This is a genomic window from Synergistaceae bacterium (genome assembly GCA_017443945.1).
Classification (GTDB): domain Bacteria; phylum Synergistota; class Synergistia; order Synergistales; family Aminobacteriaceae; genus JAFUXM01.
Genome location: JAFSXS010000030.1, coordinates 1 through 20498, shown reverse-complemented (window position 1 = coordinate 20498; position 20498 = coordinate 1). Strand labels below are relative to the sequence as shown.

The following is a 20498-nucleotide window of genomic DNA, read 5'->3' as shown; positions in this document are numbered from 1 at the left end:
ATAATTTTACGCTCTCTGAGTCTGATATGAATAAAATTCGCGCGTTAGACTCTGAAAAACGATTCTTTACTTCAACGTGGGAAGAGATTCAACGCTTTAACGACTGGAAGCCGGAAGATTAATAAATTTTTGTTCGCGATTTCCTGTTGTTACGATATAATTATGCGTGAAGTATTTATAATATGAAGGAGAAAATTTTTTATCATGGCAGACATAGTAACACTAGTGATGGAGTCCCGTGAGAAAACCGGCAAAGGCGAAAACGGGCGAATCAGAAAATCAGGTTTTGTCCCCTGCATTATTTACGGCCCCGAAATTAAGGAAAATATCAAGGGTAAAGTCAATATGCGCGAGATTGAAAGAATCTTAGCAGGCAGATGGGAGTCAACCCGTTTAAATGTGAAATTACCCGATGGACGCGAAGAACTTTGCATTATCCGTGAGGCTCAGAGACACCCGATAACAGATATGCCGCTTCATATTGATTTCCTGCACTTGGTCAGAGGCCGCAAAATTACTGTCAATATTCCCGTTGAAGTTGTCGGACGCGATGACTCACAGGGCATTAAGGACGGCGGAGTCTTGGAAGTTACGCGCGAACTTGAAGTCGAAACCCTTCCGATGAGCATTCCTGATGTAATAACAGTTGATGTGTCAGGACTCAATATCGGCGACGCAATTCACGTTAAAGATCTTAAATTGCCCGAAAACGTTGAAGCCCTCGCAGACCCTGAAGAAGTTATTGCAATCGTAGTAACCTCACGCGGTGTAGAGGACGCAGCCCCCGAAGAAGAAGCACCCGCCGCAGCTGATGTTGAAGTCGTCGCAAAAGGTAAAGCAGCCAAAGAAGACGAAGAATCAGAGGAGAAGAAATAATTTATTATGCGTCTTATTGCTGGTCTTGGAAATCCGGGAATTGAATACGCCTTCACCCGTCATAATATGGGCTGGCAGTGCATTGACTTTATCGCGTCAAATAATAATCTCGGCCGGCCTTCACACAAGTTTAATGCTGAGTGCTGGCGGTGGCGTGATATTGTTCTGCTCAAGCCTTTAACTTTCATGAACGCTAGCGGACTTGCAGTGAGTGAGGCTGTAAATTTCTACAAGATCGAGCTTGAAGACGTGCTGATAATTTACGATGATATGGCGCTCCCCTACGGAAAATTGCGTTTACGTGCGCAGGGCAGTGCGGGAGGTCATAACGGGCTAGCGTCGATTATAGGTGCGCTGGGTGATTTGCATGTGCCTAGACTGCGAATAGGAATCGGCAAAGCTCCGGGAGACATGATTAATTACGTTCTCGGACATCTGACACCGGAAGAACGCGAAAATTTACCGGCAATATTAGATCGGGCAAAAATCGCAATAAATGCGTGGCTCGATAAAGACATTCAGAAAGCTATGACAATCGTAAATGCTGACCCTTCGGAAAATCTTTAATCCGGAGGGTTTATTATTATAAGGAGGCGTATTTTTATGCAGGCACGGCGAAAATCTTCAAATGTATTACTTGACACAGCTTTGCAGGAGTTTTACGGCGCAGCTGATGAAATGGGACTTGATGAGAAATTAGTATCTATCTTGAGTCATTCTGAGCGCAGGGTTCACGTTACTATACCTGTTGAAATGGACGACGGCTCCGTGAATGTCTTTGACGGTTACAGAGTTCAGCACTCTACAGCGATAGGCCCGTCAAAAGGCGGAATAAGATTTGATACTGAAGTAGACATGGACGAATGCGAAGCCCTTGCTATGTTAATGACGTGGAAATGTGCGCTCGCCGGTATTCCTTATGGAGGCGGTAAAGGCGGAATTTGCTGCGATCCCCTCAACATGTCCAAGAAAGAAAAAGAAAAATTATCACGCACCTATGCTGCAAGAATTGAACCCATTGTCGGAAGTTGGAGCGATGTCCCCGCGCCTGACATGAACACAAGCGGTCAAGAAATGGTCTGGATAATGGACACAATAAGCAAAATGCGCGGAAAACTTGAACCGAGCTTATTAACCGGCAAGCCAATAAAATATTGGGGCAGTTATGGACGAACAGAAGCAACCGGCCGAGGCGTGGCAACTTGCGGGCTTGAGTTCATGAAAGTGTTAAACAAGAACCCCGATGACGTTACAGCAGCAGTACAGGGTTTCGGCAATGTCGGGAGCTACACAGCCAAGACTCTTAATGAGGCAGGAGTCAAAATCGTAGCAATCAGTGATGTAACAGGCTCGTATTATTCTGCTGACGGAATAGACATAAGAAAGGCATTTGCGGCGATTCATGCTCACCCTAAGAAATTGCTTGAAGGTTTTGAGAAAATCGGAGGCTGTGAAAAAATTGATGATGTTCTCTTTGCTGATGCTGAGTTCTTGTTCCCATGTGCGCGCGACGGAGTATTAAATCGCGATACAGCAGGCAGCGTTAAAGCAAAATATATCGTCGAAGGCGCAAACGGCCCTATCACCCCAGACGGCGATAAAATTCTTGATGATAAGGGCGTTATAATTGTTCCTGATTTTCTTGCTAATTCCGGTGGTGTTATAGGCTCATATTTTGAGTGGGCGCAGAATTTGCAAGGCGAGTTTTGGCCGGAAGAAGAATATAATAACAAGCTCATGAACATAATGAAAGGTAATTTCAGGCTTGTATGGGATTACGCGGAGTCAAAGCACTTGAAGATGAGGCGTGCGGCAACTATGGCGGCTATTCAAAGAGTCGCAGACGTTCTTGAAATGCGCGGAATATTTTTATAGAATTTGCGTGATTTTCCCCTGCTCGTTAATGGGTGGGGGATACTTTATGAATGAAAGGTTGCTGATGAAATTATGAAGGATTCAAATAATAATTTTATTTATGATTTAACGTCAGAAGACAAAGAAATGATACGTGAATACAAAAAATTTTATGCTGATTTCTTCAAGTTTGGGAATAAATTACTTGATGACTGTTTCCCCGAACCGATAGAAGATTACGAGCTTACAATTTATTCAGCTTATTACAGATTTCTTGAACTCTTAGACACTTTAGAAATTATGACAGAGAATAGCTTAATTAATTCCGGATTATTAATTTTGCGCTCATTACTTGAATTAACTGCCCAGCTTTGTTATGTCCTGTGCGATAATGACGAAATTCAAAAGCGTGCAACAATATGGCAAATGCTGGATATAAAGAGGACTGCTCGTGATGATGAAACTTTCTATAAGGCAATGTCGGCGAAAAATTGTTATAAAAACTATGCAGATATTTTGCGTAATAATAAATGGTCTAATTGGTATAGTTATTGCGAGAATAAACGAATGTCGATTGAAGATATTTTTACGATAGCCGGAATTAAAGATTTATACGATAATTTATATAGGCCGTTATGCTTTGAGAATCACGAGACTAATCACATGGAAACGAATATAATAATTGATGAATACAGTAAAAGATTTCGATTTAAGCCGTTCAGAATATTTGAGAATGATGTACTTCTTATGCATAGTATAATAAAAGTTATTCTGCCGTTAAATAACATGATGATAGATAGATACGGCAATGAAGCATTAAAACTCGAATGGAAGCGGTATCAGGACAAAGCCGAACTCTTGATAAAAGATGATGACTCTTTAGCTGAGATTGCTAAAATATTTAACCCGTTAAATAAATGGTATTGATAATAATATGACATTATGTAACTCACTTAGACGCAAAATCGGCCAAGCACTAGCAAACTGGCACATGATTAACGACGGCGATAATGTTTTAGTCGGTCTCTCAGGAGGCAAGGACAGTTTAATTTTGTTGCACGCCCTGAATGAATTTGCAAAACGAAGCCCGGTAAAATTCAATCTCGCAGCATTAACCGTGAAATTAACAGGAATGAATACAGACATTTTGCGGGATTATTGCGCGGAAAAAAATATCAGGTACGAAATAATCAATCAGCCCATAATCGAAATAATTAATGCACGTCAGGAAAAATCGCCGTGTTCATTCTGTGCGAACATGAGACGCGGAATATTAAGCACGTGGGCAGCTGATAATAATTTCAATAAATTAGCTCTCGGTCATAGTTTAGATGACGCTGTAGAAACTTTTTTCTTGAATCTATTTCACACGGGGCGCGCAAAAAGTTTTAAACCGGTTGCTCACATGTCCCGCACAAATATTCATGTTATAAGGCCGTTGATTTTATCGAGTGAGTCAGCAATTATTGATGAGGCACAAAGGCTCGAACTTCCCATTATTGCGAGTGCTTGTCCGTTTGCAGGTCATACGCAGAGGCAGAGAACGCGCGAATTTATTGCAGATTTACGAAATAGAATCTCTGATTTATACGGAAAAGTTATTCATGCACTAGAAAATTTGTCTGATAATGACAGCTGGTAATATATACGTGTTTTATGCTGCGACCAACGGGAAAGGTTTTCGCCTTTGACTTTGCTGTTATAGATTTTAGAAGTCTTGAAAATTTCAGCTTTTTTTGTGAGAATGTAAATAAATTATCAGAGGAGAATTATTTTATGAAATCAACAATTATTTTCGGCAATTTCATCACAATGGACAACAAGAGACCCTTTGCTAAAGCTGCATTAATAAAAAATGGTGTGTTCGCTTATATCGGCAACGCTGACGAGGCGAAAAAATTAGCAGGTTCTGACGCTCAAGTGTTGGACTACGGCGAAAATTTTATACCCCGGTTTTCTTGAATCACACACTCACGGACATTTAGCGGGCCTTCGCTTTATTGGACAAGCTAACTTGAAGCAGGCCGGATTGACTGACTATGCAAAATATCGTGAAATCATCAAAGAATTTATCGCAAAGAATCCTCAACGCGATTACTATGTGGCAGCTGGCTGGATGGAAAATAACGAATACGTCAGCAAGGCCTATCTTGACGAAATCTGCTCTGACAAACCGTTAATTATGCATTCATCGGGCGGTCATTCTATGTTACTCAACACAAAAGCATTGGAAGTCGCCGGCATTGACTCAGAATATGCGAAAAATTACGGTTATGATCAAGTACACGTTGACTCTAACGGCGAACCGGACGGTTATATCTGTGAAGCCCCCGTCTTTGAACTCGTGCCGCAGTTACCTACTACTATAGATGACGCTAAAGCCTATTTGCTTGCATGGCAGGATTTCGCGTTAAAATGCGGTTTTACTGCTGTTGCCGACGCAGGTGCAGAAGTTATACACAGTGTTACGCCTAAAGCCTATTACGAGCTAGAACAAGAGAAAAAATTAAAGCTGCGAACTTATGCATATATGTACGTGTTAGACAATATTGCAAGCCCGAAAGCAGAAATCGCCCGTATTGCAGAACAGCGCGCCACTTTAAGCGGTGAATATTTTTATATTGTAGGTGCCAAAGCCTTTTTGGACGGAGTAACAGAAGCTCATACAGGATGGCAGAATCAAGATTATCTTGACCAGCCCGGCTATCATGGTTTAGAACGCTTTAACGATCATGATAAAATGGTCGAGCTGATTACTGAAGCAGACAAAGAAGGAATGTCCGTGCACGTTCACTCTGAGGGCGGCGGAGCAACTCATTTTATGTTAGGCTGTATCGAGGACGCAGAAAAAATTACAGGCGACATGGATCAACGTAATGTCTTAGCACACCTTCATTTTGTTACGGATGAAGATATTAACCGCATGGCCGCGACTCGTTCAATACCGGCAGTCCCTCCGCTTTGGACACCTCAAGTACCCGGCAATTATGAGAGTGAAGTTAATTATGTCGGTAAAGAATTATCGGATCAATCTTACCCGATTAAATCATTTTATGATGCCGGCGCAAATGTAGTCTTTCATTCTGATTATCCAGTTTCACCGATTATAAGCATTCCATACAGCATTTACTTGGCCGAAAAACGCCATTATCCGAAAGAAATATTAAACGGCGCAGACAAACCGCGAAATATCAAGGAAGCTATAACGCGTGAACAATCTCTGCGCGCAATGACAATAAATGTTGCCTATCAGTTACATCAAGAACACCGCATGGGATCAATTGAATTTGGCAAGCTCGCAAATATGACAGTGTTTGATTGCGATTTCCTTCATGACGATATAGAAAAAGTCGCACAGGCAAAAATAATCGCTACCATCGTAGACGGCGAAGAAGTCTATAAAGCATAAAAATTTTTGAACAGTCCAGCAACATTAGGGCTGTTTTTTTCTTGCTTTATGAATGAGCAAATAATTTCTAGAAGGGGAGATAAACAAGTGGCACAAATTGCAGATAAAGTCTACAGGAACGCAAAAATTTATTCTATTGCATTTGACGGAACAGAAACTCACGCCGAAGCACTCGCTGTCAAAGACGGAAAATTTATATATGTCGGCAATGAATCAGGCCTTAAATCATATATAGGCGATAACACAGAAATAATTGATTGCAACGGTAAAAGCATAATTCCCGGTCTTGGTGACGCACACATGCATTTGGCACATGCCGCAAAAAAATTCGGAACATGCAGTTTCGGCGACATTGTACCGAATCCAAAGACTGACACTCCAGAAAGCGTGTTAAAGCAGATTCAGGAAAAATTAAGAGTTTACGCCGACGAGCAGAAAAATACTCCTGTCATTAGGGGTCTCGGCTGGGATAGATCGTGGTTTTCCGGCGGTTTGCAGGGCATTATTAGACCCTTCACAAGACATGATATAGACGCGATTGTACCCGATAAACCTGCTGTGTTAATGTCATTTTGCGGACATAGAGTTTTACTCAACACTAAGGCACTTGAAGCAGCCGGCATTACGAAGGACTCTGACGACCTTAACGGCCTAATTGTGAAAGAGTCAGACGGGAGTCCAAGCGGTTATATTAAGGAGCCTGTCGCTTATATGCCCATTATAAATAGTATTCCTGATTATGATTTCACGACTAATGAACATCATGACTGCATGAAGAAAGCCTTTAATATTTTAATATGTTTAATGAAATGGGATACACGCTTTTATGTGATTGTCAGCAGGCCGAGTCGCCTTATGCAGAACTCGTGAAAATGGCCAAGAACGGCGAATTTACAGCTAGAGTGTCGGGCGTTCATAACGTCAATGACTCAACAAGAGACGAAGACATAAAACAAGCAGTCGCCAACCGCAATAAATTTAATGTTGATGATCTCTTCACTGTTGATACTGTAAAATATTTTGCTGACGGTACATTTTCCATGATTGAGCCTTATATCGAGACCGCCGGCGATAAAGCAGGTACAAGAGAGCCGTTATTATGGGATGAACAGCACATGAAAGAATCTATGGCACTAGCTAACAAAGAAGGCTTCAACATTCATACACATGCTATGGGAAATTATGCGATTCGCAGAGTAATTGACTGTTACGAGAACGCGCAAAATTTATACCCGAATCCCCGAATCAGAAATATTATCGCTCATTGCACGTTTATAGCACCTGAAGACAAAATACGCATGGGCAGGAGTCATATAATCGCAAGCAATCAGCCCGGCTGGTTCAGTGATACGCCTACAAGTGAAACTGTTATGGTCGCTTACTGGGGTGAAGATGTTGTCAGACATGAATATCCGAGCAAATCATTAATAGATAACGGCGTAATCTGTGCTTATGGGTCAGACTTTTTTGTGAGTCCCGTTTATGGTCTTTCCGGTATTCAAGCAGCTATGACAAGAAAACGAGTCAAGTTAGATTCAACTTATGAGCTGTATAAAAATATTCCTGCTGCAATGCCCAGTGAGTGCGTAAGTCTTAAGGAAGCTCTAAAGGCTCACACTATCAATGCAGCATATCAGGCACATTTGGAGAATATAACCGGTTCAATTGAAGTAGGAAAGTCCGCAGAGTTTGCAGTTTTGGACAGCGACATTGAGAACACGCCGGCAGAAAATATTCAAGATATTAGAGTGCTTGAGACAGTCTTTAAGGGAAAAACAGTTTTTAAGCGGGCTTAATATTTAGGTGTCCAAATGAAAAAATTATTTACGATTGATGATTGTATGATTGCTTTCGTTGCTGCTTTGGGTTATGGATTGAGCTTTGAGATTCCTAAAAATTTAGGCTGCCCGGAGTGGTTGAGCGGAGTAATTTGCTTGTTTGTTGGTGTTGCGCTTGAATGGATTGTAGAAAAAATAGTCTTCAGTGAATTTGTGCAGAGAAAGACTCATTACAGGGTAATAATTTTTTCTGCGTTCATTCTAATTTTCCTGCTGGCTCAATATATTTCTGTTTACTTAATGGGCGTATCGATGATTGAACATTTGCTCGAAGAATACGTGTATATAATTGTATTTCCTGTAATCGGCTTTATTATTAGTATGCTGATTCGGTGGTATCGTATTCGCAAGATCCGCAAAGTTTACGGGGACGGGAGCAAAGGTTATGTATTCAACCTGAAAAATTCTGACATCGAGGAAGCAAACCAGCAGAATAAACCCATATCCGGCAAATATGATAAAGATTATGCAGTGAAGACAAGAACTGGCGTTTATGTCGGAGAAAAGCATAAATCAATAATTTCATATTTAGGGATCCCCTACGCAAAGCCGCCCATCGGTGAATTAAGGTGGAAAGCTCCCGAACAGTTACCCTCATCAAGTGCCGTCTTTGAAGCAAAAAATTTCGGTGCTTCAGCCGTACAAATTGAGCAGAAAGGCTCTATCGTGAAACATCACAGACAAAGCGAGGACTGCCTAACGTTAAATATTGGTGTCGCGCGAAAAAAGTCGTCAGCACAAAAAAAGTCGTCAGCACAAAAAAAGTCGTCAGCACAAAAAAAATCTGTCCTTGTATTATTTCATCATGGGAGTTTTACTCACGGAGGTTCAGTCGATCCATTATTAGACGGCGAAAAATTTTTAGAGAATCACCCTGATATTATATTTGTCAGCTTTAATTATCGGCTTGGTATTTTCGGATTTATTGATTTCTCGGAGGTTCCCGGCGGTGAAAATTATCCTGATACATTAAATCTCGGACTGCTGGATCAAATCGCGGCTTTAAAGTGGATTAAGGAAAATATATCTGCTTTCGGAGGCGACCCGGAAAAAATTACTGTAATCGGCTTTGAGGCAGGAGCAACATCTATTTGTATGCTCGCAGCAAGTGAGCAGGCAAAAAATTTGTTCACAAGAGCTATTGTGCTTAATGGAAATCTTACAGCAGTATACGATAAATTGGACGGCCCTAGAGCACTGGCAAGAGATTTATTAACGGAAACTCATACAACAACAATGGCGGAGCTTTTACAGCTGAAGACTGAAGACTTGAAGAATGCGGCTCAAAAACTTTGGCGGAACATGTGCGCTCCTACGTGTGATGGGAAATTAGTTCCTGTTGACGTGTTTAATGCCTATCACGACGGGGCAGCGTCAGGCATTGAATTTATTATCGGCATTCCAAGCAATGAAACGCGGGTATTTCACTCAATTTTAGGCGATAAAAACTATAATGATTTAGTGTCAGCTGCTATTGATGATATGAAAAATTATATAGACGACTCTGTTGATAATGCAGTAAAAGAGTATCTCGCGACTCAGACGGCATTAACAAATGAACTTGAAGCTAAATCAAAACTTGTTGAGCAGATAATCTCTCTTAGCATTTACCGGAGTGCAGCAAAATTATCAGAGAGCGGGAATAAAGTATATCTCATGTACTGGGATGAGAAGCCGTTAATAAAAAATTTAGGTTCAGGCACAATTGATGTAATAGCAACATTGCTCGGAAATAGTGAAGCGTCGCAGATGTACGGCAGTGTAATAAACGCTAATTTATCAGAGACACTTCAGAGTTTATTGCAAAAATTTATAAACGGGGATCCTTTACGACTCTATCCAAATGAGATAAAAGGAGTCAACGCCTTTAATTGGAAAACTTTTCCGCAGGCACTTATTGTATCGGATAAAAAAATTCGTTGCGGTAAGATAGAAGGCAGGTTAACAGGAATAAAAAGTTTCTTGGACTTTGCCTTGAAGTAATAAATAAAGTGTGCAGATGTTTTCTTGAGTGAGAAGATGTCTGCATATATTTATGTCATAATATTTTTACGGTCATTGCACTTGAATACTTGCAAAATTTTTTATCTCCCAAAGTTTTAAATTTTTTGTGTGAAGGATTACTATAACTGTGAAAAAATAATTTTTTTGTAGTTGCAAATGTAGTTGTAAAATTTCTCGTATTTCGTAAAATATTGTGTGAAAAATTTTCCCTGCGAATATTATAACAAATACACTTTAATATCTGCAAAAAATTTCTGCATGTGCGGAGAGTACACGTTGTCGGGCGGGTGGGTGGGAACTACTCATTTTATGCGTCAGTATAAATTTATAGCTAATAAACTTGAATAGCTGTAAAAATTTTTCATTTTCGCGCAACGAGAGCAGCTGATAAAGATTTTCGCCTTTGACTTTGTGTTATGCTGTAAAATTAATTTATGATGAAATTAGACTCTGAAAGCTGGAAAATTTTTAATGACTGACATAATACCGCCTGACGTGAAAATAACTCCTTGGCTGGAGCAGTATAAATCTTTCAAGAAGGAATATCCTGACGCTTTATTGTTATTTCGTATGGGAGATTTCTACGAGCTATTTTTTGATGACGCACGCAAGGCAGCCGCAACACTCGACATCGCCTTAACCGCACGGGATCAAGCGAAAAAAATTCCTATGGCCGGAATACCTCATCACGCGTTAAATTCTTACTTGGGAAAATTAATCAAAGCAGGTTACAGAGCCGCAATTTGTGAGCAGATCGGAGAACCTAAAGCAGGCGCAATCGTCGAACGCAAAATTATTCGAGTCGTAACGCCCGGAACTTATGTCCCCGAAGAGTCAAGCACTGAGTCGGGCCACTTAGCTGCAATTTATCCCGCAAAAAATAAAATCGCCCTCGCCTTACTCGCCGTCGATACAGGAAGACTCGAAGCCGGCACACTCAATGAACGCGACGCAGCAGCAGTTATTTCCGCATTTGCACCTGGTGAAATTCTTTATCCATCGAACATTAAGAATCCTCCTGAATTTTTGCGCGATTATAATTTATTGCCGGTCTCATATGAAAATTTCAAGATAGAGACTGCTTCAGGACGACTCAAAAATGTTTTAGGCGCTTCAAGACTTGAAGGTTTCGGGATAAATGAGTCTGATTTATGCGTCGGGCCTGCATGGGCTGCACTCGATTATTTATCGTCAACTCAATTCAGCACACTTAATCGCGTTCTAAAAATTTCGCCGTTGTTGATTCGCGATAGAATGAGCCTTGACTCCAGCGCACAAAGAAATTTAGAGCTCATACCGGAAGTCTGCGCGTCCGGCGGTGTGTCGTTATTAGCGAGCCTTGACAAATGCCGTACTCCTATGGGACGAAGAAATTTGCGGGCTTGGCTGTTACGGCCGTTAATGGACATCAACGCAATCAAGAATAGGCAGGACTCAATAAAAATTTTAGTTGACTCACCGTTTGAGGCTTCTCGCTTGCTTGACATGTTAGCAGGGACTCGCGATATTGAACGTTCTTTATCTCGTCTTGCGCTTGGAAATTCTAACCCTTTGGACTTGGCCGCGATTCGTGATACATTGCGGATAATTCCGGAAATAAAATCTATTGAGCTTGCCGAACCGTTGAAAAGTTTGCAGAATAACATACCGGATTTAAGTGAGCTGCAAAATTATTTGAATGAGTCACTAGAGGAAGATTTACCCAGAGTCTTGGGCGCAAAGGATGTAATAAAATCGGGATTTAGTGCAGAGCTCGACAAATGGCGCGAAATTTCGTCAATGGGCGAACAATGGTTAAATGAATATCTCGACAAAGAACGTCAAGCAACTGCAACCCCCAAACTTAAAGCAGGCTACACAAATGCATTCGGTTATTATCTTGAGGCAGGTAAGGCAGGACTCACGATTCAGCCCGAATATTTCAAGCAGACTCAGACACTTGTAAATGCAAAACGTTATGTAACGCCGGAGCTGAAAAATTTTGAGTCACGCATGAACGCCAGCGAGTCGGAAATTTCACGAATCGAGTCAGAGCTTTACAACGAAATTATTAATCACATAATATCATTCAGCGAAAAATTACAGCTTACAGGCCGTCTGCTTGGTCTTCTTGATTGTGCTGCGTCGTTTGCCGGTCTTGCGCGTGAAAGAAATTATATTTGTCCCGTTGTTGATAATTCTGACGTTATAGAAATTAAATCTGGCCGTCATCCCGTTTTAGAATATGAGTTGCGAGCTTCGGGCTTTGTTCCTAATGACGTAAAATTAAATAGTGAGTCAAGAGTAATAATTCTTACCGGGCCTAACATGGCGGGAAAATCTACTTGGCTCAGAATGACAGCTTTATTAGCAATTATGGCGCAGGCTGGATTATGGATTCCTGCGGAGAGTGCGAGATTTGGCCTTGTTGATAGAGTCTTTACGCGGATTGGTGCGCGTGATGATTTAGTTCGCGGAAATTCAACGTTCATGATAGAAATGTTAGAGACAGCTAATATCTTGAATAACGTTACTGACAGGAGCTTGATAATTCTCGACGAGGTCGGGCGCGGTACAGCAACATGGGACGGTATGAGCATCGCTTGGGCAGTTCTTGAATATTTGCAGGGGGCTTCACGCGCGAGAGTTTTATTTGCGACTCATTATCACGAGCTTACATGTTTAGAGTCGAGGCTTGAAGGCGTGAAAAATTACAGCATGTCAGTCAAAGAGGGCGCAGAAGGGATTTTATTTTTGCACGAAATTATTGCTGGTCCTGCGTCTCGTTCGTATGGGATTGAGGTTGCAAGACTCGCCGGTCTGCCTGATATTGTGCTGAGACGTGCATTTGATTTACTCGAAATTTTTGAGCGCGAGGGACTCGAAGTATCGCCCGAAAAGATTCCAGCTCCTTTGCCGCAAATGGCCTTAAAGCGTCAAATAATGTTATTTTCCCCTGAGAGCGACGCAATTATTGAAGAACTTGCAACACTTGACACGAATAATATAACGCCTATTGAAGCATTAAAGCTATTGCACAAATTAAGCAGTAAAAGCCGTGAGATTCACACGTAGATTTTTGCGGGCTGACTTGATATTATTGACGTAAAGGAGTGATTTACAATGGCATATTTGAATTTTATAGCGGCTGGGCTTGCTTTGTTAGGGATTGCGTTAAATTTATTTCAGACGTTTATAAATATTCCTCTGCTCGGCAATATGGGACTGATTGACATTATAAATATGGTCTTCAGCGGTATTATGCCATTGACGGAAAATTTTTCTATGACTCTAGGGATTATTTTTCTCGTGAGCATTCCTGTAATAGCGTTAATAGGCGGTATCAGGTCAGCACTGAAAAAGGGAGGTTATATTTTTCTTGCTGTAAGTGCTATTGAGTGCGTTATATGTGCATTGTACTTAAAATTTGTAATATCTCGTGTAGGACATGAGTTCGGCTCTGATTTAGGTTTTATGGCGGGTATGATTTTATCTGCATTTATGCCGGTTTTATGGGGGATAATTTATTTTGCTGCGTGTGTATGTGCTTATGCAGCGTCGGGGAAAAAATTTAATTATTCTGTAATACTTGCAAGATTTCGCCGGACAAGAAGACCCGTTAAACCGAGTGAATCTCCTAAAATTGTTACTCCTCAAAAATTTTCAGGCATAAATTATGAGGCTTTATCGCTCAAAAAAATGTTAACAGAGGGACTCGCAGCTTTGAGTCACGGAGAATTTAAGAAGGCCGACGAATATTTTAATCACGCACTGATTCGCAAGCCCGACAGCCCTAATGCCCTAATCGGTAAATTAATGGTAAAGTATAATGCGCGTAATGCAAATGAGTTAGTGTCAGCTCCCGTTTTGCTTGAGACTGAAGAATTTTTCCAGAAGGCTTTATTATCAGCAGGCCCGGACATGAAAGAAGTATTAAATAAATATATTCGCGTAAATAGGCTTAAAAGGGGTTAATTCATGCAGGAAAATGACGTGAAATTAATTCAAAACTTGTTAATGTCAGCTCAAAAAGGGGACGCAAAATCGCAATATCGTCTGGGAGTAATGTTCAACGACGGGAAAATTTTAGAGCGCGATTACTCACAGGCCGCAAAATGGTACGCACTCGCAGCGAATCAGGGACACGCAAAGGCGCAATTATATTTAGGGCTGTTATTTCAGAACGGGCGAGGGGTCAAGCAGGATTACAAGAAGGCCGCTCAATGTTATTCACGTGCAGCAGAACAGGGCGAGTCGAAAGCTCAATATTATTTAGGTCTGCTCTATCTTGCGGGAAAAGGTGTCAATCAAGACAACAACGAGGCACAAAAATTTTTCAAGTTATCAGCACTACAGGGCAATCAAGACGCTGTAAAAATTTTAGGACGGTTTATAAAAGTTGATGATCTCGAAAATTTGATAGATTATGAAGACGACTTTGCAGACGATGATGACTCGAATGATATTTTTATTGAAAGCGTTGACGGCCTGTTAAGAGTTGCAGAAGAAGAACACCGAATCAGTGAGCAACACAAGAAAATACGCGCTAAGACGAGAAAATCAAGACGAGCTAAATTTATTGCAGCAGGTTTATTTATTGCGTTGATTTCGGGAGGATTATTTTTCTTTATGCGATCACATGAAGACTCACAGCCTCAAGAAATATTTTCGTCTTTGCCCGATTCTTTGCCGCCAAGCACTAAGCCCCGCACAGAAATAACGATTGATGAACCCCTTGCGCCTCCTGTAAATGCTGTAAAAATTGCTGTCTCTGCTGATTCTAGTCCCGAAAAAGTTTCAAGCGATAAAGTTAACATAAATACTATACGTCAAGCAGTGAAAAATAAAAAAATTCCCGGCTACATATTTGAACGAGGCCGATTTACGATTAATCCATACGCTAAAAAAATTATGATAACCGGCGATGGAGTGAGATTCAGGTCAGAGCCTAGCACCTCATCAAGAATTTTATCGAGCATGAACAAAGGTTTTATCACTGATTATTGCGGAGAATGGGTAAGCCCGAAAAATGAACGCTGGATATTGAGCATTTACGACAGAAAGAAAAATATTTACGGCTGGATATTTGCGAAGTATACCCAGTTAAAGCAGGATTAATTTATGCTATAATCACGTAAATACTTAAATAGGAGGTTGACAAAATTGCAAATGTGTGCGTATATTTGTTCGCAGTTCGCTAATTTTATTCTCATAACACAATTTATTGTTATCCCGGAAGGGAGTCGGTTGTAATGAATCGGCGTAATTATTTCTGGGAGATTTCGGCGGCTTTTCTTGCGTGTATAGCGATTTACACTTCACAGTATTTGACTTCAGCCGGGCAATAAGAATTTACAACGATGAACTAAGATATTATGACATTGCGCGAAATATATTTAACGGTCATGGCTTAGAAATGCGTGGTATTCCTACAACTTTTCAGAAGATCGGATATTCTTTGATTCTTGCGCCGTTTTTTGCTGTTAGTGATGTAGTGTTAAGGCTCAAAATAATCGGTGTAGCAAATATAGTTGTAATGAGTCTTTCTGTTATATTTGCAGGCTTAATCGGCAGAGAGTTAAAACTTGGCCGTAAATCGCTTTTCTTTCTCGTTATAATAACTGCTGTATGGCCGGACATGATGTACGCGATGACTTATATGTCAGAAGTTCTATACTGGCCGTTATATTTATTATTTATATATTTATGGCTGGTAAATGAGCGTGTGAAATCGTACAAGCTCGCAATTTTTGAAGGTGTATTATGTTATTTTGCGTATCTCACGAAAGAAGTTGCGCTTACATTTATTCTCGCATATATTGCATATGAAATAATTTATCCGGTTATTAGCAAGAAATTTTACGAGAGAAAAAATTTTTATTTGCTCATGACATTTATTGCGGCGTTCGGGGGTTGCTTTATAGTGTCAAAGCTGACAATTTTTAAGGGGCTCGGAAATTCATATAATCAAACGGGAATAAGTGCAGTTCTATCAGTGTATAACATTGCATATTTATTTTACGCGATATTTTATTATATTTCTGCGGTATTAGTTGCTTCTCTTGTGCTGCCTGTGATATGGCCGGTTATAAATTTTCGTAAAATGAACGAGTCAGCGCAAAAACTTTGTGTGTATATTATTTTACTCGCTCTTGGGACTATAACGACTATAGCATATACTGTAGCTATTAGAAGTAGTTATTTGGGCGAAATCACTCCGGAAGTACATTTTAGATATTACGGAGCGTTATTTATAGTATTTATTGCGTTATTCTTGAGTTCAATGCAGGTAATGAAACCTGATAAAAGATTTGCGGGAGAAATTTTATTTGTTGCAGTATTTTACGCGTGCTTCATGTTCAGAGGTATTATTAACACGTCAACGGCCGAACAATATTTATTACTCTGGTACATGGCAATAGAAAAATTTACGGGAATATTTCTGCCTCCAGCTGGTAAATATCAAGTAATATATCCTGCTGCAATTATTTCGAGCCTGTTAATAATAACGTTTGCTGCAATATTTTATTATATTTACACGCGAAAAGGAGCGACTCAGGCCAAGAAATTTTTTGCCGGTGTTATGCTTGTTATGTGTATTGCGTTAAATTTTGCTGCCGGAACTGTTATAAATTATGCTTATCACGTGGACTCAGGGACAGTAAATCAAGTAGTCAGGATAAATAATTTCTTAGCAGAGCATAAAGACGCTAGAACTATTTATATTACGCAGGATGAGCCTATAAAACGTTATGACAGATTCGGGCGTTATATGGATACTTATATTGAGGGCAGGAAAAATTTTTATTTTGTCCGAGATACGAGTCTTGAGGGTTCAAATAATATCAGCGTCGCAGGAATAACTATCAAAGCTGACTGAATAACGGGCGATTATCACATTAACGGCGTAAATTATATTTTAGTCGAGAGCACTACAAATTTCGGCACAAAGCAGCTCGCAAATGTTGAACTTGTGCCGGGCTTAGAAGGCGAACACTTCAAAGTCTACAAAAATTTGAGTCCGGATATAATCATGTTCGCGGATAAATAATTTCTCCTCGCGCGGAATCACTTTAAACGGGTGGGCGGGTGGGCCGGGATCAATTCTGTGCGTGGAATACCCCCATAATATTAACTTCTACAAATGGCATATAATATAAGCAAATAAAATTTTCATGAAGGAGTCTACATGTCCGAAATTAAAGCGTTGCCAGAAAGTATTTGGCTCAGAATCGCAGCCGGTGAAGTCGTCGAGCGCCCGGCCTCGGCAGTAAAAGAACTCGTCGAGAATGCACTTGACGCAGGAGCGACTCAAATACGCGTGAAATTATTTGACGGCGGAAGGTTGCGAATCATAGTAGAAGACAACGGCAAAGGCATAGAATTTAATGATCTGCCGCTCGCCCTGATGTATCACGCAACAAGCAAAATTAATTCTCTCGCTGATTTAGAAGCAATTAACACTTTAGGTTATCGGGGTGAAGCTCTTGCAAGTCTTTCAGCGTGTGCAGACGTTGAAATCAGAAGCAAATACAAAGACTCTGACTCAGGCGGACTCATTCGTACCCATGACGCAAAAATTATAGAACACGTAAAAATTAATTGTCCGCAAGGGACTCGCGTTCAGGTTGAAAATCTATTCTCCGGACTTCCTGCAAGGCGTAAATTTCTTAAGAGTGCATCAGGTGAACTCCGGCGGGCTGCTGTCTTTCTGCGTGAATATGCCGTGTGTAATCCTGCTATAGCTTTTGCGCTCGAACATGACAACAAAGAAATTTTCACGACCGATGGAGCCGGCGACAAAAAAAGAGTCCTCGCTAAAATCTGGGGAGACGGCGCAGAAATTCAGAATATAAACGTATCAGCAGGTAATACAAATTTAGAATGCTGGTATCAAGCACGGCCGGGACGCACTGACATTATTTCATTCGTGAATGGCCGTACAGTGAGCGATCCTGTTATAAAGTCTGCTGTTAATTCAAATGCACGTGATTTAATGGGAAATTGGGCGTTATTCTTCACGCTTGAGCCTTCATTAATTGATGTAAACATTCATCCGGCAAAATCTGAAGTCAGATTCAGATACCCGTCAGAAATTTATCAAGCTCTCAAAATCGCAGTAAAGCATTTAGGAAGCCCGATAACAGAGTCAAATTTTGTAGAATTAAAACCGGCAGCAACTCGAAATTATAATTTTTCGCCGACTCAGCCCCGCACGCCTTCAAGAAATTTTGTACAAGAACGCCCGCGCAAAATTCCGGAATCGACTCAGGAGACGCAAATTTTTCTTGATGATTTCTCGCAGATTCAAGACATAAACGAACCTGAAATTATTTATCTCGGTCAGACTTCAGGAGGCTACTTAATTTACGACAACCGAGAAAAAATTATTATCGTCGACCCTCACGCAGCACACGAAAGAATCAATTATGAGCGAATAAAAAATTTAGCTGACGAGTCAAAAAATGTGCAGAAATTATTAATTCCGGTCTTACTGCATCCGACTCTAGCACTTGAAGCAAACGAATACTCTAAAGAATTGCAAAATAACGGCTTTGAACTTGCTGACACTGTCAAAGGCTTAGAACTTCGCGCGATTCCTGTTTTGCCGGACTATGAGTCAGAGCCTGAAACTTTATTGCGTGCCTCGTTGGGTGCGTTGAAGAATAATAAAGACGGGGACTCGAAAAATATTTTGTGGCGGACATGGGCGACAATGGCATGTAAGGCATCAATCAAATTAACCGCAAAAATTTCACGTGATGAAGCCTTGACTCTCTGGAAGAATTTAAACGAGTGCAATCAGCCTTTTGTCTGTCCTCATGGCCGGCCGGTTATGATAGAAATTACGAATCAGGATTTAACAAGGCAGTTCGGGCGCGAATAAATTTTACTGCCTTATGTAACCCCATTTTCCGTTTTGCTTGACGGCTGCGAGTCCTTCACTGAATGGGCGTGCGTCATCGAATTGAGGCGCAATTTCCCAATCTCCGCGAGCATTTATGTAACCCCATCTTGCGTCGGCTGCTGCAGGTGCGAGTCCTTCACTGAAATTTTTTGCGTTGTTGTAGCGTCTTGGAATCGCAAATCTATTTCTCGGACTGATAAAGCCCCATCCCCGATAAGTTGTGCGCGTTCTCACAGGTGCAAGCCCGAAAGAAAAATCACCCGCTTCAAAATATTGATTCCTGATTACAATATCGCCCGAAAGATTTATAAATCCCCGTCTGCTGTTGAGATTGACACTTGCGAGTCCTTCTTCAATGCTGAATCGTCCTGCTTTAATAAATCTATATGGAATCACGAGCCGACCTCTTAAATCAATATAACCCCAATGACCGTTTCTTCTGACAGCTGCGAGTCCTCGACTGTATGAGTCTGCACGTTCAAATCTCGGCGCAATCGCATAATTTCCCGACAAATCAATAAATCCCCATTCACCGCCCGACTGCACAGCCGCGAGTCCCTGCGAAAATGGCAGACCGTTCGCAAAGAATCTTTCTTCAGTTATTCCCGTGTCAGGATCAGTGCGTGAAAATGCTGCGTTCCCGTGAATGTCAATATAGTGATCTCCTACAAATGCGAATCCTTCTGAGAAATCGCCCGCTTCAGGTGTACGATAAACAATCGGGATTGCGACTCGTCCGAGATTGTCAATGTAGCCCCATCTGTCATTTTGTTTGACGGCCGCGAGTCCCTCGTGAAAGTCTCTTGCTTCCTGGTAGGCATAATCAATTACAACTGTTACAGGATTCGTCAACGCCCCGAATGCAGGAATAATCAGCGCAGACAAAATTATCACGCACAAAAAAATTTTTCTCATGATTTAACCCTCTTGAGGTGTGCGCCTTTGTGCTTTGCGCCTTTCGAGTTCGTCAAGTATTGCCTTGCGTAATCTTATAGACTGCGGAGTAACTTCGACGAGTTCATCTACTTCGATCCATTCCATAGCTTTCTCTAATGACATTCTGCGCGGGACATCTAATTTTGTCGTTAATTCCTTCGTTGCTGAACGGTGATTCGTCTGCTGCTTTTTCTTGGTCGGGTTGCAGGGAATATCGCCCGGTCTTGAGTTCTCGCCGATTATCATGCCATTATAAACAGGTTCAAGCGGTGAAATAAATAATACGCCTCTATCCTGTAAATTTTCGAGCTGATATGCTGTAGCTTCGCCTGTGTCGACACTTACGAGTGAGCCTCTGTTGCGCGTGATTAAATCTCCGGCCCATTCTTTATAACCGCTGAAACAGTTTGACATAATGCCTAGTCCGCGTGTGTCCGTCAAAAATTCGCCTCTATAACCGATTAAGCCTCGTGTCGGAATCTCTATTTCAATGCGTAATAACCCTCTGTCAGGATTGTCAATATTTAAAATTTTTCCCTTGCGCTTTGACATTTTCTCAAAGACTATGCCTTGATATTCTTCCGGAACGTCAATTGTTACAAGCTCGTAGGGCTCGCATTTGACTCCGTTTTTGTATTCGATTATGACTTCAGGTTTAGAGATGCAAAATTCCATACCTTCACGGCGCATTTCT

17 protein-coding genes are annotated in these 20498 nt (G+C 41.1%); 15 read left to right on the top strand and 2 right to left on the bottom strand.

The genetic code is table 11. The annotated features are described in order from the left end of the window. Positions 1-204 precede the first annotated feature (204 nt). From IJT21_03530 to IJT21_03460, 15 genes are all read left to right on the top strand, one after another. Positions 205-876: a 50S ribosomal protein L25 gene (locus IJT21_03530; GenBank protein MBQ7577323.1), complete on the top strand. Its 672-nt coding sequence runs from the start codon at positions 205-207 to the stop codon at positions 874-876. A 6-nt stretch (positions 877-882) separates the two neighbouring features. Continuing rightward, positions 883-1443 (top strand): aminoacyl-tRNA hydrolase, encoded by a 561-nt coding sequence (locus IJT21_03525; GenBank protein MBQ7577322.1) that lies wholly within the window; start codon positions 883-885, stop codon positions 1441-1443. A gap of 36 nt (positions 1444-1479) precedes the next feature. Then, positions 1480-2751 carry a Glu/Leu/Phe/Val dehydrogenase gene (locus tag IJT21_03520; protein ID MBQ7577321.1) on the top strand — a complete coding sequence of 424 codons (1272 nt, stop codon included), beginning with the start codon at positions 1480-1482 and terminating at the stop codon, positions 2749-2751. A gap of 72 nt (positions 2752-2823) precedes the next feature. Beyond that, entirely contained in the window at positions 2824-3657 is an 834-nt protein-coding gene (locus IJT21_03515) for a hypothetical protein (GenBank protein ID MBQ7577320.1), read from the top strand. 7 nt (positions 3658-3664) lie between these two features. Then, the gene (locus tag IJT21_03510; protein MBQ7577319.1) at positions 3665-4372 is read left to right on the top strand and encodes a tRNA 2-thiocytidine biosynthesis protein TtcA; all 708 of its coding nucleotides are present in this window, start codon (positions 3665-3667) and stop codon (positions 4370-4372) included. 134 nt (positions 4373-4506) lie between these two features. Next, on the top strand, positions 4507-4692 hold the full coding sequence (locus IJT21_03505) for a hypothetical protein (protein MBQ7577318.1): 186 nt from the start codon (positions 4507-4509) through the stop codon (positions 4690-4692). Next, positions 4640-6139 (top strand): amidohydrolase family protein, encoded by a 1500-nt coding sequence (locus IJT21_03500; GenBank protein MBQ7577317.1) that lies wholly within the window; start codon positions 4640-4642, stop codon positions 6137-6139. The genes IJT21_03505 and IJT21_03500 overlap by 53 nt, the downstream gene beginning before the upstream one ends. 87 nt (positions 6140-6226) lie before the next feature. Further along, positions 6227-7009, top strand: a complete 783-nt coding sequence (locus IJT21_03495) for an amidohydrolase family protein (protein ID MBQ7577316.1) — start codon at positions 6227-6229, stop codon at positions 7007-7009. Further along, a complete protein-coding gene (locus IJT21_03490) occupies positions 6949-7935 on the top strand; it encodes an amidohydrolase family protein (GenBank protein MBQ7577315.1) in 987 nt (328 codons plus the stop codon). Before IJT21_03495 ends, IJT21_03490 begins: the two co-directional genes overlap by 61 nt. A gap of 15 nt (positions 7936-7950) precedes the next feature. Continuing rightward, on the top strand, positions 7951-9960 hold the full coding sequence (locus IJT21_03485; protein ID MBQ7577314.1) for a carboxylesterase family protein: 2010 nt from the start codon (positions 7951-7953) through the stop codon (positions 9958-9960). A gap of 492 nt (positions 9961-10452) precedes the next feature. Next, positions 10453-13035, top strand: coding sequence for a DNA mismatch repair protein MutS (gene mutS, locus IJT21_03480; GenBank protein ID MBQ7577313.1), 2583 nt, complete (start codon positions 10453-10455; stop codon positions 13033-13035). A gap of 48 nt (positions 13036-13083) precedes the next feature. Continuing rightward, entirely contained in the window at positions 13084-13935 is an 852-nt protein-coding gene (locus tag IJT21_03475) for a hypothetical protein (protein MBQ7577312.1), read from the top strand. A gap of 3 nt (positions 13936-13938) precedes the next feature. Then, positions 13939-15078 carry an SEL1-like repeat protein gene (locus IJT21_03470; GenBank protein ID MBQ7577311.1) on the top strand — a complete coding sequence of 380 codons (1140 nt, stop codon included), beginning with the start codon at positions 13939-13941 and terminating at the stop codon, positions 15076-15078. Between the two features lie 181 nt (positions 15079-15259). After that, positions 15260-16840: a hypothetical protein gene (locus IJT21_03465; GenBank protein ID MBQ7577310.1), complete on the top strand. Its 1581-nt coding sequence runs from the start codon at positions 15260-15262 to the stop codon at positions 16838-16840. Positions 16841-17149: 309 nt separating this feature from the next. Then, positions 17150-18847 carry an ATP-binding protein gene (locus IJT21_03460; GenBank protein MBQ7577309.1) on the top strand — a complete coding sequence of 566 codons (1698 nt, stop codon included), beginning with the start codon at positions 17150-17152 and terminating at the stop codon, positions 18845-18847. A gap of 3 nt (positions 18848-18850) precedes the next feature. Here the strand turns inward: IJT21_03460 and IJT21_03455 are convergent, their stop codons facing one another. Together IJT21_03455 and IJT21_03450 are read right to left on the bottom strand one after the other, a co-directional pair. After that, the gene (locus tag IJT21_03455; GenBank protein ID MBQ7577308.1) at positions 18851-19783 is read right to left on the bottom strand and encodes a WG repeat-containing protein; all 933 of its coding nucleotides are present in this window, start codon (positions 19781-19783) and stop codon (positions 18851-18853) included. A gap of 3 nt (positions 19784-19786) precedes the next feature. Next, a partial coding sequence (locus IJT21_03450) for a translational GTPase TypA (protein MBQ7577307.1) occupies positions 19787-20498 on the bottom strand: 712 nt, incomplete at its 5' end.

What these genes read in the sequence shown, in the direction of transcription:
- IJT21_03530 (MBQ7577323.1), top strand. Translation starts at nt 205, where the DNA reads ATGGCAGACATAGTAACACTAGTGATGGAGTCCCGTGAGAAAACCGGC.
- IJT21_03525 (MBQ7577322.1), top strand. Translation starts at nt 883, where the DNA reads ATGCGTCTTATTGCTGGTCTTGGAAATCCGGGAATTGAATACGCCTTC.
- IJT21_03520 (MBQ7577321.1), top strand. Translation starts at nt 1,480, where the DNA reads ATGCAGGCACGGCGAAAATCTTCAAATGTATTACTTGACACAGCTTTG.
- IJT21_03515 (MBQ7577320.1), top strand. Translation starts at nt 2,824, where the DNA reads ATGAAGGATTCAAATAATAATTTTATTTATGATTTAACGTCAGAAGAC.
- IJT21_03510 (MBQ7577319.1), top strand. Translation starts at nt 3,665, where the DNA reads ATGACATTATGTAACTCACTTAGACGCAAAATCGGCCAAGCACTAGCA.
- IJT21_03505 (MBQ7577318.1), top strand. Translation starts at nt 4,507, where the DNA reads ATGAAATCAACAATTATTTTCGGCAATTTCATCACAATGGACAACAAG.
- IJT21_03490 (MBQ7577315.1), top strand. Translation starts at nt 6,949, where the DNA reads ATGGGATACACGCTTTTATGTGATTGTCAGCAGGCCGAGTCGCCTTAT.
- IJT21_03485 (MBQ7577314.1), top strand. Translation starts at nt 7,951, where the DNA reads ATGAAAAAATTATTTACGATTGATGATTGTATGATTGCTTTCGTTGCT.
- mutS (MBQ7577313.1), top strand. Translation starts at nt 10,453, where the DNA reads ATGACTGACATAATACCGCCTGACGTGAAAATAACTCCTTGGCTGGAG.
- IJT21_03475 (MBQ7577312.1), top strand. Translation starts at nt 13,084, where the DNA reads ATGGCATATTTGAATTTTATAGCGGCTGGGCTTGCTTTGTTAGGGATT.
- IJT21_03470 (MBQ7577311.1), top strand. Translation starts at nt 13,939, where the DNA reads ATGCAGGAAAATGACGTGAAATTAATTCAAAACTTGTTAATGTCAGCT.
- IJT21_03460 (MBQ7577309.1), top strand. Translation starts at nt 17,150, where the DNA reads ATGTCCGAAATTAAAGCGTTGCCAGAAAGTATTTGGCTCAGAATCGCA.
- IJT21_03455 (MBQ7577308.1), bottom strand. Translation starts at nt 19,783, where the DNA reads ATGAGAAAAATTTTTTTGTGCGTGATAATTTTGTCTGCGCTGATTATT.